Origin of the sequence: Pseudomonas trivialis, assembly GCF_036864995.1 — a bacterium.
Taxonomy (GTDB): domain Bacteria; phylum Pseudomonadota; class Gammaproteobacteria; order Pseudomonadales; family Pseudomonadaceae; genus Aquipseudomonas; species Aquipseudomonas trivialis.
This window is the reverse complement of sequence record NZ_CP142151.1, coordinates 2,939,844-2,955,312: the sequence shown is the minus strand read 5'-3', so window position 1 is coordinate 2,955,312 and position 15,469 is coordinate 2,939,844. Positions and strand designations below refer to the sequence as shown.

The window sequence follows — 15,469 nt, the reverse complement described above, 5'->3', positions numbered from 1 at the left end:
CTCGCCACAGCCTTCCTCATGGGTACAGCGGGCGCTATACGCGGAATTGGTCCATGAGTTTCATCTGCTGATTGGCCCGGGCGTTGAGTTGGCTGCTGATCTGCGCTGACTCGGCGGCCTGTTCCGTGAGGGTCTCTGTGACGCCGCGAATGGTCGCGACGTTGCGATTGACTTCCTCGGCCACCGCGCTCTGCTCCTCTGCCGCACTGGCGATCTGCAGGTTCATGTCACTGATCACCGTCACCGCTTCGCTGATCCTGCCCAGGGCCTGCACGGCCTGATGAATCTGCCCGGCGTTGTCCTGGGCCAGCGTCTGGCTGGCATGCATGGTGGTCACCACACCCCGCGTCCCGCTCTGGATGCGCTCGATCACCAGGCGGATTTCCTCCACCGAATCCTGCGTACGTTTGGCCAGGTTGCGCACTTCATCGGCCACCACCGCAAAGCCACGGCCGCTTTCCCCGGCGCGTGCCGCTTCGATGGCAGCGTTCAGGGCCAGCAGGTTGGTCTGTTCGGCAATGCTGCGGATCACCTCCAGCACCGAGCCGATCTGCTCGCTGTTGACCGCGAGCGCTTCGACCTCGGTGACGGCTTTGCTGACTTCGCTGGCCAGGGCGGTGATGTCGCGGGTGCTGCGTTCGATCAGCATGATGCCATCCCTGGACGCCTGATCGGCCCCGCGCGCCGCCTGGGCCGCGCTCGAAGCGCTATGGGCGACTTCATGGGCGGTGGCGCTCATCTCATTGGACGCGGTCGCCAATTGGTCGATTTCGCGAAACTGCACCTGCATGCCTTCGCTGGTCTGCCGTGCGATATCGGAAGACTGGTCGGCGGTGCCGCGTGCGTCGGTGATGCTCTGCTTGATCTGCGCGATGGTCGGTTGCAGTTTGTCGAGGAAGCGGTTGAACCAGCTCACCAGTTCACCCAGTTCGTCTTTCCTGCGGTAATCCAGGCGTTGGGTCAGGTCGCCGTCGCCGCTGGCGATGGCCTTGAGCATCTGCGCGACGCTGTTGATCGGACGCGTCACGCCGGAGGCGGTCAGCCACATCAGCAGCAGGCCCAGCAGCCCGGCACTGATGGCCACCAGCGATGCCATGAGGGTGTCGCGGGTCTGCGTCTGGTCGAGCAGTGCCTGCAACGCCACCGAGTCGGCCAGCAACACCTGTTTGGGCAGATCAATGACCACGCCCCACGGCGCCGCGTCGGGAATCGGCGCCACCGGGTAGACCGCGCGGATCAAGTCATCCTGGGCCAGCACCTGCGGTTGTTTTTGCGCCAATGCCGCGAGCAGTGCCTTACCCGCATCGCCCAGGGCGGCGGTGACTGGTTTGCCGATCTGGCCGGCGTCCTTGCTGTAGGCGGCGAGCACGCCGCTGTCGGACACAATCAGCATGCTGCCCGCACCGTTGAACAGCGTGCGCTGGGCCTCGCCGGCGGCCGCTTGCAGCGCGCCGAGGGCAAGGTCCACGCCGAGGGTGCCAATGACTTTGCCGTCGACAATCAAGGGCATCGACAGGGTGGTCATCAATTGCACCTGGCCGGCCTGGGTGTCGGCGTAGGGCGCCATCAGGCAGGTGCGCCGCGTGTCGCGGGGGCAGGTGTACCAACTGTTATAGGGGGCGCCACTGATGCTCAGCTCGGTTTTCTGCAGGTCGGTTTCGGGAATCAGGATGTTCACCGCCGGGCCGGCACCGCGGTTCCACGCGCTGGCGAAGCGTCCGGTTTCGTTGGAGGCGCGCGCGGCGTCGTTGACGAACTCGCTGTCCTCGGCCCCCAGCGCATTCGGCTCGAACACCAGCCACAGCCCCAGCACCTGGGGGTTGTGCTCGAAGGTGGTGTTGAGGCTGCGGTTCAGTTCCTCACGCAAGGCTGCGGGCGGCAACCCGCGCTGCACCGCCATGCTGCGCAAATGGATCGCCTGGTCGGCAAGGCCCGTGATCAGCAGCAGGTTGTTGCCGAAGGCCCGCTGCAAGTTGCTCGCCTGCTCGGCGGCCTTGGCCTGCAGCAGGTTTTCACCGCTGTCGGTCAGCATCCTGCCGCTGGAGGTGCTGATCAAGCGGTTGTTCTGGCTGCTCTGGTAGAGGTTCATGCCGACGATCAGGCCGATCACGCCCAAAAGGCACAGGCCGGAGAGCAGGATGATTTTCATGCGGATGGAGAGGGCGTCGAGCATGGGTTGATCTCGCAAGTGAACAGCGTGCCAGTGGATTATCAGTTGGCCTGGGCCACTGACTTCTTATTGGGTATGTCATTACATCGGCCGATTCAGCGCCGACTGAACCTGACCAGCAGCGCCGCTACCAACAACAGGGCCGACAGCACCGCCAGCACGGCAATAAAACCTGCATCGAACGCCGCGCGTGCCAGCCCCGTCAGCAGCGCAGCGTCGTCGCTCGGCAGCGTTGCAGCGACCAGCAACGCATCGTCCAGGCTCTCGAACGTCAACGGGTTCAGGCCCAGTCTGGGTGGAATCGTCAGGCTCGTCGACCAGGCGTATATCGCCGATAGCAGGCTGCCCGCCAGCGTCACCCCGGCGGCACCGCCCAGTTCAAACGAGACTTCCTCGATGGACGCAGCCATGCCGGCCTGGTCGGTGGGCACGCTGAGCATGATGGTGCTGGAGGCCGCCGTCAGGGCCGCGCCCATGGCCATGCCCAACAGCGCCAGACTGGCAATCTGCGCCGGTACCGCCGCGTTGCACAGCAACAGATACGCGAGCATCGCCGCGGCCGACAGCAGCAGGGTCCAGAACAGCATGCGCCGGCTGCCCAGGCGCGACAGGTAATAGCCGGCCAGCGGCCCGGCAACGAAGGAACCCAGCGGCAACGGCAGGATGAACAGCGCCGACGCGAGCGGCGACATGCCCAGCACCAATTGCAGGCGCTGGCTGAACACCAGCTCCATGCCGATAAACGCTAGGGCTGAGGCAAGTGCTGCAATCACCGCATTTCTGAACAGCGGCTCGGCGAACAGTGACAGCTCAAGCATGGGCTGCGCGGCACGGCGCTGGCGCCGGATGAACATTGCCAGGAACAACGTACCCAGCAGTATCGCCACCAGCATGGCGGCGAAGGAGGGCGAGCGTTTGCCCAGCTCCTTGACGGCATAGGCGATGCTGATCAAACCGACCATGACCTGCAGCGAGCCCAGCCAGTTCCAGTGGCGCCGGGGATTGCCCGGATGCTCGGGAATCAGCGTCACCCCGAGCAGTAAGGCCACCAGCACAATCGGCACGTTGATCAGAAACACCGAGCCCCACCAGAAGTGTTCCAGCAGCAGGCCGCCGACCACCGGCCCCAGCGCCGCGCCGCCGGAGGCCACCGATGCCCAGATGCCAAACGCCATGGCCTGTTCGCGTTCGTCGTTGAACGTCAAGCGGATCAGCGCCAGGGTGGCGGGCATCATCATCGCCGCGCCGACCGCCAGAAAACCCCGGGCGCCGATCAATACGTTGGCCGATGGCGAGAAGGCCGCAATCAGCGAGAACACCCCGAACACGCTCAGCCCGCCGATAAACAGGCGTTTGTGCCCCAGGCGATCGCCCAGCGTGCCCATGCCCAGCAGCAGGCCGGCGGCGATCAGTGCGTAGATATTGATGATCCACAGCTTCTGCGAGGCGCTCGCGCCGAGCTCGCGGGTCAGGGTGGGCAGCGCGGTGTATAACACCGTCATGTCGATGACGATCAGCAGCAAGGCGCTGGAAATAATCGCCAGGATCAACCAGCGACGCTTAGACGACATGGGCCGGGCTCGATAATTGAATGGCCAACACGAGTAACTCCAGGTTCAGGCAGGCAAAGGGGGCTGACCCTAGCATGCGCGGCGCCGAACCCGCACCGCTATCCCGAATCGGCCGGGAGTGCCGCGGCATTGACCTGTTTTGGGGCGTGGCCCGCGATGTTACCGATTTGGGATAGCGAGGTGCTCACGGCCGGGCATAGCATCGAAACCAGCGTGTAACCTCAACAATAAAAGCGCAACCCGGCACCGATTGCAGCTGGATCGGGGCCACCCCACAGCGACTGCCTCATACAATAAGGTCAACAACATGAGCGTATCTCTACCGGTCAACAGTTCCACGGAGCTCAAGCGTGGCGCCCTGGGTGTCGGCTTTATCATCTTCTTCGTGATTTCGGCGGCAAGCCCGCTCAGTGTCATCGCTGGTGGCTTTCCCATCGGCATCATGCTGGGCAACGGTGCCGGCACCCCGGCCTTGCTGATTCTGGCATTGCTGGTGCTGTTGGCGTTTTCGGTGGGTTACACCACCATGTCCCGCCACGTCACCAACGCCGGCGGTTTTTACGCGTTCACCTCCCGTGGCCTGGGCGGCCTGGCCGGCGGCTCGGCGGCGGTGCTGGCGATGTTTGCCTACAACATTCTGCAGATCGCGCTGTATGGCATGTTCGGCGGCGTGGTCAGCGGCACCATGGAAAGTGTCGCGGGGGTAGTGTTGCCCTGGTGGTCCTATTCGCTGATGGCGATGGCCAGCATTGCGTTTCTCGGCTATCGCAAGATCGACCTGTCGGCCAAGGTGCTGTCGCTGGTGGTGGTCGCCGAGTACCTGGCAATCCTCATCCTCGATTTCGCCATTCTGAAGACTGGCGGTGACAGCGGTGTCAATCTCGACTCGTTCACCCCTCAGCACTTCACCAGCGGTACGCCGTCCATCGGCCTGCTGTTCTGCTTCGCCGCCTTCATCGGCTTCGAGGCCACCACCATCTACGGCGAAGAAGCCAAAGACCCCAAGCGCACCATCCCGATTGCCACCTACTGTTCGGTGCTGCTGATCGGCGCGTTCTACACGCTGTCGGTGTGGTCGATGATAGTGGGCGTGGGCGCCGACAAGATCGTGCCGCTGCTGCAAGCCATGCAGGACCCGACCACCCTGATCTACGGCATGTCCGACCATTTTGTCGGCCCGCACCTGACCCAGGTCATCCGTGTGCTGTTCATCGTCAGCATCTATGCCGGGCTGCTGGCGTTCCATAATGCAGCGGCGCGCTACTTCTATGCCATCGGCCGTGACGGCCTGCTGCACAGCCTGTTGGGCACCACCCACCGCGTGCACCAGAGCCCGCACATGGGCTCGGCCTTGCAGAGCCTGATCGCCGCCGTGGTGGTGCTGATTTTTGCCGCAATGGACGCCGATCCGATCCTGCAACTGTTCGCCTGGTTCTCCAACCTGGCGACCCTGTGCGTGATCCTGCTGATGGCGATCACCTCGGTGGCCATCTGCGTGTATTTCCACCGGCATCCGGAGCTCAAGGTCAATGTGCTGCGCGGGCGCATTTTGCCGGTGTTTTCGTGCGTGGCCTTGCTCTGCGTGCTGGTGCTGGCGGTGGCGCATTTTGATGTGCTGACCGGTGCCAGTCAGCTCCTGTCCTACAGCCTGTGTGCGGTGATTCCCGCTGCACTGCTGGGCGGCCTTTACCTCGCCGCGCGCCTGCGCAAGGTGGCGCCGCAGCGCTTCCTGGCCCTGGGCAGCCACAAGCTCTAAGGCCTCGCTCGCGCCATCCCCACTGTGAATTGATCGCCTGCCGGTGTCCGGCAGGCCTCATCTGCGTTAAAGGAAATTGCACATGCACGCTTACAAGATGCTCATCAACGGTGTTCAGGTTGCCGGTGAAAACGGTCAGTTCGAGGTGATCAATCCGGCCACTGGCAGCGCCTTCGCGCAATGCCCGGCCGGCTCGCTGGGCCAACTGGACGAGGCGGTGGCCGCCGCCCAGGCCGCATTCAAAACCTGGCGCCACAGCACCCATGAACGGCGTTGCGAGCATCTGAACGCGATTGCCAATGACATCGAGCAGGACGCCGACGCACTGGCCCGGCTGATCGTGATGGAGCAGGGCAAGCCGCTGGAACTGGCGTTTTCCGAGGTCATGGGCGCCGCCGCCTGGACGCGCTATGCCGCCGGGCAGGAAATCGCCGTGGAACTGGTGGAAGAGACCCCGACCCAGCGCGTCGAGCTGCATCGCAAGCCGCTGGGTGTGGTGGCGTCGATCACACCGTGGAACTGGCCGTTCATGATTGCCGTGTGGCACATCATGCCTGCGCTGCGCGCGGGCAACTGCGTAATCAGCAAGCCGTCGAGCCTGACGCCGTTGAGCACCCTGCGTCTGGCGGAGATCATCGCGCGGCACGTGCCCCATGGCGTCATCAACTGCGTGACCGGCGAGCAGGGGTTCGGCAGCGCGATCACCACGCACCCGGGCATCCAGAAGATCGTGTTCACCGGCTCCACCGCCACTGGCCAGAGCGTGATGCGCGGCGCCGCCGCCAACCTCAAGCGCCTGACCCTGGAGCTGGGCGGCAACGACGCGGCAATCGTATTGCCCGGCACGCCCGTGGACGAAGTGGCCGAAGAGATCTTCCAGGCCGCTTTCCTCAACATGGGCCAGACCTGCGCCGCGCTCAAGCGCCTGTACGTGCATCAGTCCCAGTACCAAGAGTTCGCCGAGGCGCTGACGCAGATTGCCGAGCGCCAGGTGGTCGGTGACGGCCTGGAGCCGGGCGTTAATTTCGGCCCGGTGCAGAACCTCGATCAACTGGAGCTGGTGCAGGCGCTGGTCGCCGATGCGCGCGCCCAGGGTGCACGGGTGTTGTGCGGCGGCGCACGGCTGGACCGGCCAGGGTTCTTTTACCCGCCGACGCTGGTCGCGGACGTCACCGACGGCCATCGTCTGGTGGACGAAGAGCAGTTTGGCCCGGTATTGCCGCTGATCGCTTATGAGGATGTGGAAGACGTGCTGCGCCGCGCCAATGCCGGCGACATGGGTCTTGGAGGCTCGGTATGGGGCCCGGACAGCGAGCAGGCGCAGGCCCTGGCCAGCCGCCTGGAAAGCGGCGTGGCGTGGGTCAACTGCCATGCGCGTATTCAGCCGAACACGCCGTTCGGCGGCAGCAAGATGTCCGGTTTCGGCGTCGAATTCGGCCTTGAGGGACTGCTGGAATTCACCGGCCAGCAATTGTTGTTCGTCAATAAACGCGCTGCTGAATAACCCCAAGGAGCTTCGACCATGCGTTATCCATCCCCTTCATTTCTCTGCGGCACGCTCGCCTGTAGCTTGACGCTCTGCGCCATCAGCCAGGCCCAGGCCTATGAGCTGTACAGCGACGACAGCCGGCACCTGAATGCCGACATGACCGCCGTGTTCGGCCTGTTCAACAGCCGCAAGAACTACGACGGCAGGCCGGGTGGATCGAGCTGGCGCGAAGGCTATATCAAATACGGCCTGAGCGGCGACCAGACGCTTGCGGGCAACGGCACCGCCTACGGCGCCTTCGCGCTGGTCAGCTCGGCGACCTGGGGCGAGGGCGATCCGGCCGGCAATACCCTGGGCTCCGAGCGCACCACCAAGATCGAAGACGCTTACCTGGGCTGGCGTTCCGGCGATTTGTTCCCGGCCCTGGGCAAGGACGGCGTGGACCTATCCGGCGGGCGCCAGGTGGTCAAGCTTGGCAGTGGTTTTCTGGTCAACGACGACGGGCCCAACCTGGGCAAGGGCCCGGCCAATGGCAGCATGAACCGTGGCGGTGCGTATTACCTGGCCGCGCGGCATGCCTTCGATCAGACCGCGTTGCTGCGCCTGGGCGGCAAGGATGGCCTGCATGGCAGCCTGTTGTGGCTCAAGTCCGACAACCGCGCCCAGGCAGAAACCGAAGTGGCCGCCGGCACCCTTGATTACACCGCCAAACCCGGCACCCTGGGCCTGACCTGGGTGCACGGCATCGATGTGAACGAGCGCTGGGCCACTGATCTGCAGCGCCAGCGCAAGGGCATGAACGTGTACAGCGTGCGCGGCGAAGGCGATGCCGGCCTGCCCAACGTCAGCCTGGCGTTCGAATACGCCTGGCAGGACAAGGACAGCGGCCCCGAAAAAGCCTGGTACGGCGAAGCCGGCTACACCTTTGCCGACGTCGCCTGGACGCCGAAGGTCAGCTACCGCTACACGCGCTACTCGCAGAAATGGGATTCGCTGTTCACCGGCGTGAGCGGCGGTTACGGCACCTGGCTGCAGGGTGAAATCGCCGGCAACTACACGGGGCCGTTCAACAGCAACACCAGCATCCAGCATGTGGCGCTCAAGGCCACGCCCCTGGAAAACCTGACTCTGGGCGCGCTGTACTTCGACTTCGACACCGTACGCAAAAGCAACGCGCTGAACCTCGATGCGCGCGAGCTGGATGTGTATGCCGAATGGGCCGTCAACCCGCACCTGATTATCACGCCGCTGATCGGCCTCTATAAGCCCAAGCAGGACGCCACTACCGGCGGCAATCAGGTCGGGGGCAATGGCACCAACGTTTACAGCCAGCTGACCGTCGCCGTGCCGTTCTGACGACTCTGACTCAGGCGTCCGCCGTGCCTGACGGCGACGTGTTGCGCAGGTTGTCGGCAATGCGCCGCGTGGTGTCCATCACCATTTCAATCACGGTCTCCTGACGCAGCAGCTTGAAGCTCTGGGTGCTGCCCACGGCCGACAGGCTGCCGATCACTTCGTCGATATCCGGCTGGATGATCGGCGCGGCGATACCGGTGAGGCCCAGGTTGAGTTCATCGTGGGTCATACAGTAGCCGTCCTTGCGGATCTTTTTCGTGGCCTTGGCAAAGCTGGCCCAGTCGTAGGGGCTGTCCGGGTCGCCAGCCAGGTGTTCTTCGAACAGGCGTTGCAGGCGGCGGCCTTTCTGGAAGGCGATCAGCACCTTGGATTGCGCACCGCAAAAAAACGGCAGCGGGTGCCCACGGCCGAAGGAGAAGTGGTAGGTGTCGGTGGGTTCGGCAATGTAGGTGTTGATGATGCGTCCGTCGTAGAAAACGCTGGCGAATACGGCCAGGCCGGTCTGCGCCGACAGTTCGTGCATCAGTTCGCGCCCCGCCAGGAGGATGGGGTCGTACTGGCGCATCATCCAGTCCAGCTCGATCACGCGCGGCCCCAGGCCGTAGTGACCGGCGTCCACACGGGTCAGCAGGCCGGCCTCGCACAATTCCTTGACGTAGCGATACGCGGTGGCCCGCGACAGGCCCATGCGCTCGGCAATCGTGTCCGGGTCGATCTTCAACGTCGCCGGACCGAACAGGTCCAGCACACTCAGCAATTTACTCAGGCTGCTCATTTCGTTCCTAGGGAAGGGATGGCTCGCGGGTTAGCACTATAGGCGAAAACGCCAGGGATCCAAGGTGGGAAATCCCACGGTGCACTTCAACTGAGGGAGCGGGCTTGCTCGCGAAAGCGGTGTGTCATTAAGGGATGTGTTGACTGACACAACGCTTTCGCGAGCAAGCCCGCTCCCATAGATATCTGAAGGGTTTATTATTGCATAAATCTCAAATTAAGAGATAAAAAGTAAAAAATGCTTGTTAGGTGTGTTTTTGTGTGTGATAAATCTCATCAAAGAAAACGCTCAACCGAGAGGGCAGACAATGAATGGCGCGCAACTGATAGTGAATGCGGCAGCAGCAAGCGGTATCGAGTACTGCTTTGCCAACCCGGGCACCACCGAGATTCCGCTGGTGGCGGCCATGGCCAGTGCACCTGCCCTGAAGCCTGTGCTGTCGCTGTTCGAAGGGGTGTGCACCGGAGCCGCCGATGGTTATGGCCGCATCGCCGGCAAACCGGCGATGACCCTGACGCACCTGGGCCCGGGCTTTGCCAACGGCATTGCCAACCTGCACAACGCACGACGCGCCAATACGCCCATCGTCAACGTGATCGGCGACCACGCGTCCTGGCACGTCAATTACGATCCGCCGCTGGCCAGCGACATCCAGGCCCTGGCCGGCACGGTGTCCAGCTGGGTGCGCACCTCGCGCACCGCCTCCGGTGTCGGTGAAGACCTGCAGGAAGCCATGCGCGCCGCCTGGCAAGCCAAGGGCCAGATCGCCAGCCTGATCCTGCCGATGGACCTGCAGTCCAATTCAGTCACCCATCACGGCCAGTTCAGCCCGCTGCGTGCGCCAGTGCGACGCTTTGCCGGCGACCGCATCGAAGCGGTGGCCCAGGCCCTGCGCGATGGCCAGCGGCTGGTGTTTATCGTCGGCGACCAGGGCCTGTCGGTGGCCGGCCTGGAAGCGGCGGGGCGCCTGGCGCAACTGCCCGGCGTGCGGCTGTTCGCCGAGACCTTTCCGCGCCTGAGCTATCGCGGCGGCGGCTTGCCCGACCTTGACCGCCTGCCGTACTTCCCGGAAGTGGCCATCGAGATTCTCGAGCAATATGACAAGGTGGTGTGCGCCGGTGTGCTGGAGCCCATCAGTTACTTTGGCTATGAAGGCATTCCGTCACGGCTGGCCGAGCGTGAGCGTCTGCTGTCGCTGGCCGAGGTCGGTGATGACGTGGCCGGTGCACTGACTGCGCTGGCCGACGCGCTGAACGCACCGGCCTATGTCCCCACGCCGCAGCACATCGAGCTGCCGCCGGGCGAAGCGGCATTGAGCGCGCAATCGGTCGGGCAACTGCTGGCTGCCGCGCTGCCCCACGACTGCATTGTCTCGGTGGAGGGCGGCACCTGCGGCTATCCGTTTTTCACGGCGTCTGCCGGGGCTGCGCGCCACCGCGTCTTGACCAATACCGGCGGCGCCATCGGCCAGGGCATTCCGGTGGGTTTCGGCGCTGCATTGGCCGAGCGCGGCAACCGGGTGTTCTGCCTGCAATCGGACGGCAGCGCCCAGTACACCATCCAGACCCTGTGGAGCATCGCCCGCGAGCAACTGCCGGTGGTGATCCTGATCGCTGCCAACCACCGCTACGCGATCCTGCAGAACGAACTGCGCCGCTTCGGCATGACCGAACTCGACCCGCAATCGCTCAAGCTGACCGTGCTCGACAGCCCGCGCATCGACTGGAAGGCCCTGGCCACCGGCTACGGCGTGCCGTCCTGCACCGTGCACACCAATGCCGAACTGCAACGGGCGCTGGCCAACGCCGCCGCCGACGCCGGGCCTTGCCTGATCGAAATGGCGCTGTGAAGGAGCCGACCATGAACACGTTCCACTTGTTACCTGCCGTCCAGGCGTTCCTCGCCCAGCCCGGTCGTCTGTTCATCGGCGGCACCTGGCAGGACGCCGCCAGCGGTCGTCGCTTTGCCGTGGAAAACCCGGCCACCGAGCAGACCCTCACCGAAGTCGCCCAAGGCGATGAGCGTGATGTGAATGCGGCGGTCGCGGCTGCACGCGCTGCCTTTACCGGCACCTGGGCCTTGCAGTCACCTGCGCGGCGCGGCCTGTTGCTGTCGCACCTGGCCGACCTGCTGGACCAGCACCGCGAGGAACTGGCGCAACTGATCACCCTGGAAAACGGCAAGCCCATCGCTAACGCGCGGGGTGAAGCGGCCAGCGCGGCGAACATCATTCGCTACTTCGCCGGCTGGCCGACCAAGATCGAAGGCAGCACGCTGCCCGTATCGCCGGCCAGTGGCGCACCGATGCTCAATTACACCCTGCGCGAGCCGGTGGGCGTGTGCGCGCTGATCGTGCCGTGGAACTTCCCGCTGACCATGTGCGTATGGAAGCTCGGCCCGGCGCTGGCCACCGGCTGTGTAGCGATACTCAAACCTGCCGAGCAGACGCCGCTGGTGGCGATCCGCCTGGTGCAGTTGATCGAGGCCGCAGGCTTTCCGGCGGGGGTGGTCAACCTGATCACCGGCCTGGGTGCCGACACTGGCGCGCCGCTGGCGCAGCACCCGGACGTGGACAAGATCGCCTTCACCGGCTCCACCCAGGTCGGTCGGCTGATCGCCCAGGCGGCCACCGGCAACATGAAGAAGGTTTCGCTGGAACTGGGCGGCAAGTCGCCGAACATTATCCTGCCCGACGCCGACATCGTGCGCGCCGCCAAGGGTGCCGCCGACGGCATTTTCTACAACCAGGGCCAGGTGTGCACCGCCGGCTCACGCCTGTATGTGCACGCCAGCGTGCTCGACCAGGTGCTTGAAGAACTGCAGCGCCATGCCGCCGCCCATGTGCTCGGCAACGGCCTGGACCCGGCCAGCAGCATGGGCCCGCTGGTATCCGGCCGGCAGTTGAGCACGGTCAAGGGCTACCTGCAGCGCGGCCAGGCAGAGGGCGCCGAGCTGATTTGCGGCGGTGGCCGTCCCGAGCACCTGGAGCACGGCCACTTCATTGAGCCGAGCGTCTTCCTCGACCGCGCCGAGCGGGCCTGCGTGGCCCGCGAAGAAATCTTCGGCCCGGTGCTGACGGTGATGAGCTGGAACGAGATCGACGAGCTGGTGCTGCGCGCCAACGATTCGCCCTATGGCCTCGCCGCCGGCCTGTGGACCCGCGACCTGCGCTCGGCGCACCGCGTGGCCGCGCAGCTCAAGGCCGGCTCGGTGTGGATCAACTGCTGGAATGTGGTCGATCCGGCCTCGCCGTTCGGCGGTTACAAGCAATCCGGCTGGGGCCGGGAAATGGGCAAGAACGTGATCGACGCCTACACCGAGACCAAAAGCGTCTTTGTCGATCTGGCCTGAAACGAATAATCAGAAGAGGAAATGGCAATGGATCTGGAATTGAAAGGCCGCGTGGCAATTGTCACCGGCGGCGGTATGGGCATCGGCAAGGAAGTCGCGCGGTTTCTTTCCGAGGAAGGCTGCAAGGTGGTGATCTGCGCGCGGCGCATGGAGTTCCTCGAGCAGGCAGCTGCCGAGATCACCGCGCAGACTGGCAACGAAGTACTGCCGCTGTACTGCGATACCAACCAGATGTCGGCGGTGTCGGACATGGTCGAAGCGGCGCACAAGCACTTCGGCCGTATCGACATCCTCGTCAACGGCGCGGCGGCGCCCTCCGGCGTGGTGCGCAATGACATCGAGCACGCCGGCGATGACGAGCTGCTGTCGGACCTCAACACCAAGGTGATCGGCTACTTCCGCTGTGCCAAGGCGGTCACCCCGCACATGAAGGCCGGCGGTTTCGGACGCATCATCAATATCGGCGGCCTCACCGGGCGCAGCAGCAAGGTGCTGTCTGGCATGCGCAACCTGGCCATCGCGCACATGACCAAGACCCTGTCCGACCAGTTGGGCGCCTTCGGCATCACGGTCAACCTGATCCATCCGGGCGTGGTGGACACCCCGCACATCCACGAGCTGTACGAGCGCGAAGGGATCAAGCAGGGCAAGACCCCGGAGCAGGTCGAGCAAGGCTACATCGACGCGACGCCGATTCGCCGCACCCTGGCCCCGATTGAAATGGGCTGGCTGATCGGCTTCCTGGCGTCTCCCAAGGCAGGCGCGGTGACCGGTGAATCCATCGGCATCGACGGCGGCTTGACCCGTGGCATCTTCATCTGAGGAGCAAATGCGATGAGTAACGGCACCCTTTTAGTCGCCACCGTCGGCCAGGCGGTGATCCGCAGCGCCGACGATGGCAAGACCTGGCACCGTCTGGGCCTGGGGCAGGACCTGGAATTCGATGCGATCACCCGCTCGTTGAGCGTGCACCCCGGCACGCCCGAGGTGATCTACGCCGGCACCGACATTGGCTTGTGCGTCAGCCATGACACCGGCGGGCGCTGGCAGCAGGTGGATTCACCGTTCAATGGCCAGACCGTGTGGAAGGTGGCGGTGGACCCGCAGGACGCCCAGCGGATTTTTGTCGGCACCGGTGCGCCCTCGCGCGCCGTGCTGTGGCGCACCCTGGACGGCGGCGCGAGCTGGGACCGCGCGCCGGTGGAAATTCCGGAATTCTGCGACGGCGTCAGTCGCCCGCGCCTGCTGGCCTTCGCCTATGACCCCACCGACCGCAACCAGGTGTGGTTCGGCCTGGAGGAGGGTGGTCTGTTCCACTCCCGCGACGGCGGCGACAGCTGGACCCGCGTCGATGACCGCCTGCTGTGGGACTTCAACTCGGACATCCACAACATCGTGGTGCTGCCCAACCATGGCCACAAGGTCATCGTGGTGGTGTGCGTCAACGCGGTGTACCGCAGCGTCGATGAAGGCCTGACCTGGACCGGCATCGTCGGCCGCGAAGCCTTCGGCCTTTACTACCTGCGCGCCATGAACGCGCCTCCGGGCAGCGAGGACACGCTGTACCTGAGCATTTCCGACGGCACCCCTGGCACCACCAGCAAGGTCCTGATCTCCCGCGATGCCGCCGTCAGCTGGGGAGTGTTGCCGCTGCCGCAGCAACCCAATTCCTGCGTCTGGGCGATTGCCTTCAACCCGGTCAACCCGCGTCAGATCGTCGCCGGCACCAAGTACGGGCACTTGTTCACGTCTGACAACGGCGGCAACAGCTGGCAGAAGCACTGGCGCGAGTTCAGCGAGATCTCCGATGTGCTGTGGACGCCGGCCGTGGCGCAGATCAAGGCAGGGCATCAATCCATCGTCAAACAACACTGAGGTATGCGGTGATGAAAGTCGAAATCCTTCGGACCCACTTATCGCTATTTGTGAGTGATCCTGATGTGTCGGCACGGTGGTACGCCGACATCCTGGGCATGCACGAAAGTGCCCGGGGCGAAAGCTGGGTCATGATGGCGTTTGGCACCAAGCATCACGACATCGCCTTGATTCGTGCAGAGCCCGGCGCCCATCAGGGCGGGCTGGGCCTGCAACACTACGGATTGGAAATCGACGGTGACATGACCACCTTGCGCCAGCTCTACGGCATGTTGCTGGAGAAGGGGGTGGAGGTGGTGAAAATTACCGATCATGAAATCGGCAACGGTCTGTATTTCAACGACCCCGATGGCAATCGCATGGAATTCTTTCTCGAGACCGAGCATGACGATGCGTGCGGCAAGGCCCGCTTCAAGGCCGCCGGTGCGCCGAGTCGCAATATCACGCTTGACCCCCTTGACCCGATTTGAACCGAGGTTCACCTGATGAAAACTGCAAATTTCGCCAGCTATCACATCCGCAAATGGTACAGCTTCGTCGAAGAAACCCTGGCCAATGAAACCGGCCAACTGGCGGATGGCGAGCCGGTGTTCAAATACGCCGTGGCCGCCGTGATCGCCAACCCCTATGCTGGCCGCTACAGTGAAGACCTTTCGCAATTGATCGAGCCGTCGCCGCTGCTGGGTGAAGAGTTCGGCCGGCGCATCCTGGCACTTGCCGGTTCTCGCCGGATTGAAAGCTATGGCAAGGCTATCCTGGTGGGCAGCGCCGGCGAGTACGAACACGGCAACGCGTTTCTGACCAACCCGGCGGCCGACCCGATTCGTGTGGCGTTGGGCGGCGGCAAGTCGTGGGTGCCGTCCACCGGCAAGCGCGGCGGCCCGGGCTCCACCATCGACGTGCCGCTGGCGCACAAGGACGCGCTGTACGTGCGTTCGCACTACGACAGTTTTTCCATAACGTTCGGCGACGGACCTTCGCCGGATGAACTGGTGGTGATCTGGGCCTTCGCCACCCGTGGGCGTCTGCATGCACGGCTGGGCGGCTTGCGCGCCGAAGACGTCAAGGGCCTTGACGGGCTGCACTGATAACGGCGCAGGCGTGAGCGCTGGCGGACCCCAACCAC

The 15,469-nt window shown here is 64.2% G+C and carries 12 protein-coding genes; 9 read left to right on the top strand and 3 right to left on the bottom strand.

Annotation, left to right across the window (positions count from 1 at the left end; all coding sequences use genetic code 11):
• Nucleotides 1–34: 34 nt before the first annotated feature.
• The gene (locus VRB54_RS12755; protein ID WP_338477478.1) at nt 35–2,173 is read right to left on the bottom strand and encodes a methyl-accepting chemotaxis protein; all 2,139 of its coding nucleotides are present in this window, start codon (nt 2,171–2,173) and stop codon (nt 35–37) included.
• A 92-nt stretch (nt 2,174–2,265) separates the two neighbouring features.
• Entirely contained in the window at nt 2,266–3,741 is a 1,476-nt protein-coding gene (locus tag VRB54_RS12750; protein WP_338477477.1) for an MFS transporter, read from the bottom strand.
• A 307-nt stretch (nt 3,742–4,048) separates the two neighbouring features.
• On the opposite strand from VRB54_RS12750, the gene VRB54_RS12745 reads away from it, so the two are divergent.
• From VRB54_RS12745 to VRB54_RS12735, 3 genes are all read left to right on the top strand, one after another.
• Nucleotides 4,049–5,497 carry an APC family permease gene (locus VRB54_RS12745; RefSeq protein WP_057008849.1) on the top strand — a complete coding sequence of 483 codons (1,449 nt, stop codon included), beginning with the start codon at nt 4,049–4,051 and terminating at the stop codon, nt 5,495–5,497.
• Nucleotides 5,498–5,579: 82 nt separating this feature from the next.
• Nucleotides 5,580–7,001, top strand: a complete 1,422-nt coding sequence (locus tag VRB54_RS12740; RefSeq protein ID WP_338477476.1) for an aldehyde dehydrogenase family protein — start codon at nt 5,580–5,582, stop codon at nt 6,999–7,001.
• 18 nt (nt 7,002–7,019) lie between these two features.
• Entirely contained in the window at nt 7,020–8,342 is a 1,323-nt protein-coding gene (locus VRB54_RS12735; RefSeq protein ID WP_338477475.1) for a hypothetical protein, read from the top strand.
• Nucleotides 8,343–8,352: 10 nt separating this feature from the next.
• On the opposite strand, the gene VRB54_RS12730 is transcribed toward VRB54_RS12735, so the two are convergent.
• Complete coding sequence (locus VRB54_RS12730; protein ID WP_338477474.1) at nt 8,353–9,117, bottom strand: IclR family transcriptional regulator; 765 nt, start codon at nt 9,115–9,117, stop codon at nt 8,353–8,355.
• Between the two features lie 307 nt (nt 9,118–9,424).
• On the opposite strand from VRB54_RS12730, the gene VRB54_RS12725 reads away from it, so the two are divergent.
• The 6 genes from VRB54_RS12725 to VRB54_RS12700 are packed head-to-tail and all read left to right on the top strand — an operon-like array spanning nt 9,425 to nt 15,431.
• The gene (locus VRB54_RS12725) at nt 9,425–10,966 is read left to right on the top strand and encodes an acetolactate synthase large subunit (protein ID WP_338477473.1); all 1,542 of its coding nucleotides are present in this window, start codon (nt 9,425–9,427) and stop codon (nt 10,964–10,966) included.
• Nucleotides 10,967–10,977: 11 nt separating this feature from the next.
• Nucleotides 10,978–12,468, top strand: a complete 1,491-nt coding sequence (locus VRB54_RS12720; RefSeq protein ID WP_338477472.1) for an aldehyde dehydrogenase family protein — start codon at nt 10,978–10,980, stop codon at nt 12,466–12,468.
• A gap of 27 nt (nt 12,469–12,495) precedes the next feature.
• Nucleotides 12,496–13,290, top strand: a complete 795-nt coding sequence (locus tag VRB54_RS12715; RefSeq protein WP_209982381.1) for an SDR family NAD(P)-dependent oxidoreductase — start codon at nt 12,496–12,498, stop codon at nt 13,288–13,290.
• Between the two features lie 12 nt (nt 13,291–13,302).
• Nucleotides 13,303–14,343: a VPS10 domain-containing protein gene (locus VRB54_RS12710; RefSeq protein ID WP_338477471.1), complete on the top strand. Its 1,041-nt coding sequence runs from the start codon at nt 13,303–13,305 to the stop codon at nt 14,341–14,343.
• 11 nt (nt 14,344–14,354) lie between these two features.
• The gene (locus tag VRB54_RS12705) at nt 14,355–14,813 is read left to right on the top strand and encodes a VOC family protein (RefSeq protein ID WP_003234957.1); all 459 of its coding nucleotides are present in this window, start codon (nt 14,355–14,357) and stop codon (nt 14,811–14,813) included.
• A 15-nt stretch (nt 14,814–14,828) separates the two neighbouring features.
• Nucleotides 14,829–15,431 (top strand): amino acid synthesis family protein, encoded by a 603-nt coding sequence (locus tag VRB54_RS12700; protein WP_209982377.1) that lies wholly within the window; start codon nt 14,829–14,831, stop codon nt 15,429–15,431.
• The last annotated feature ends 38 nt before the right edge of the window (nt 15,432–15,469 follow it).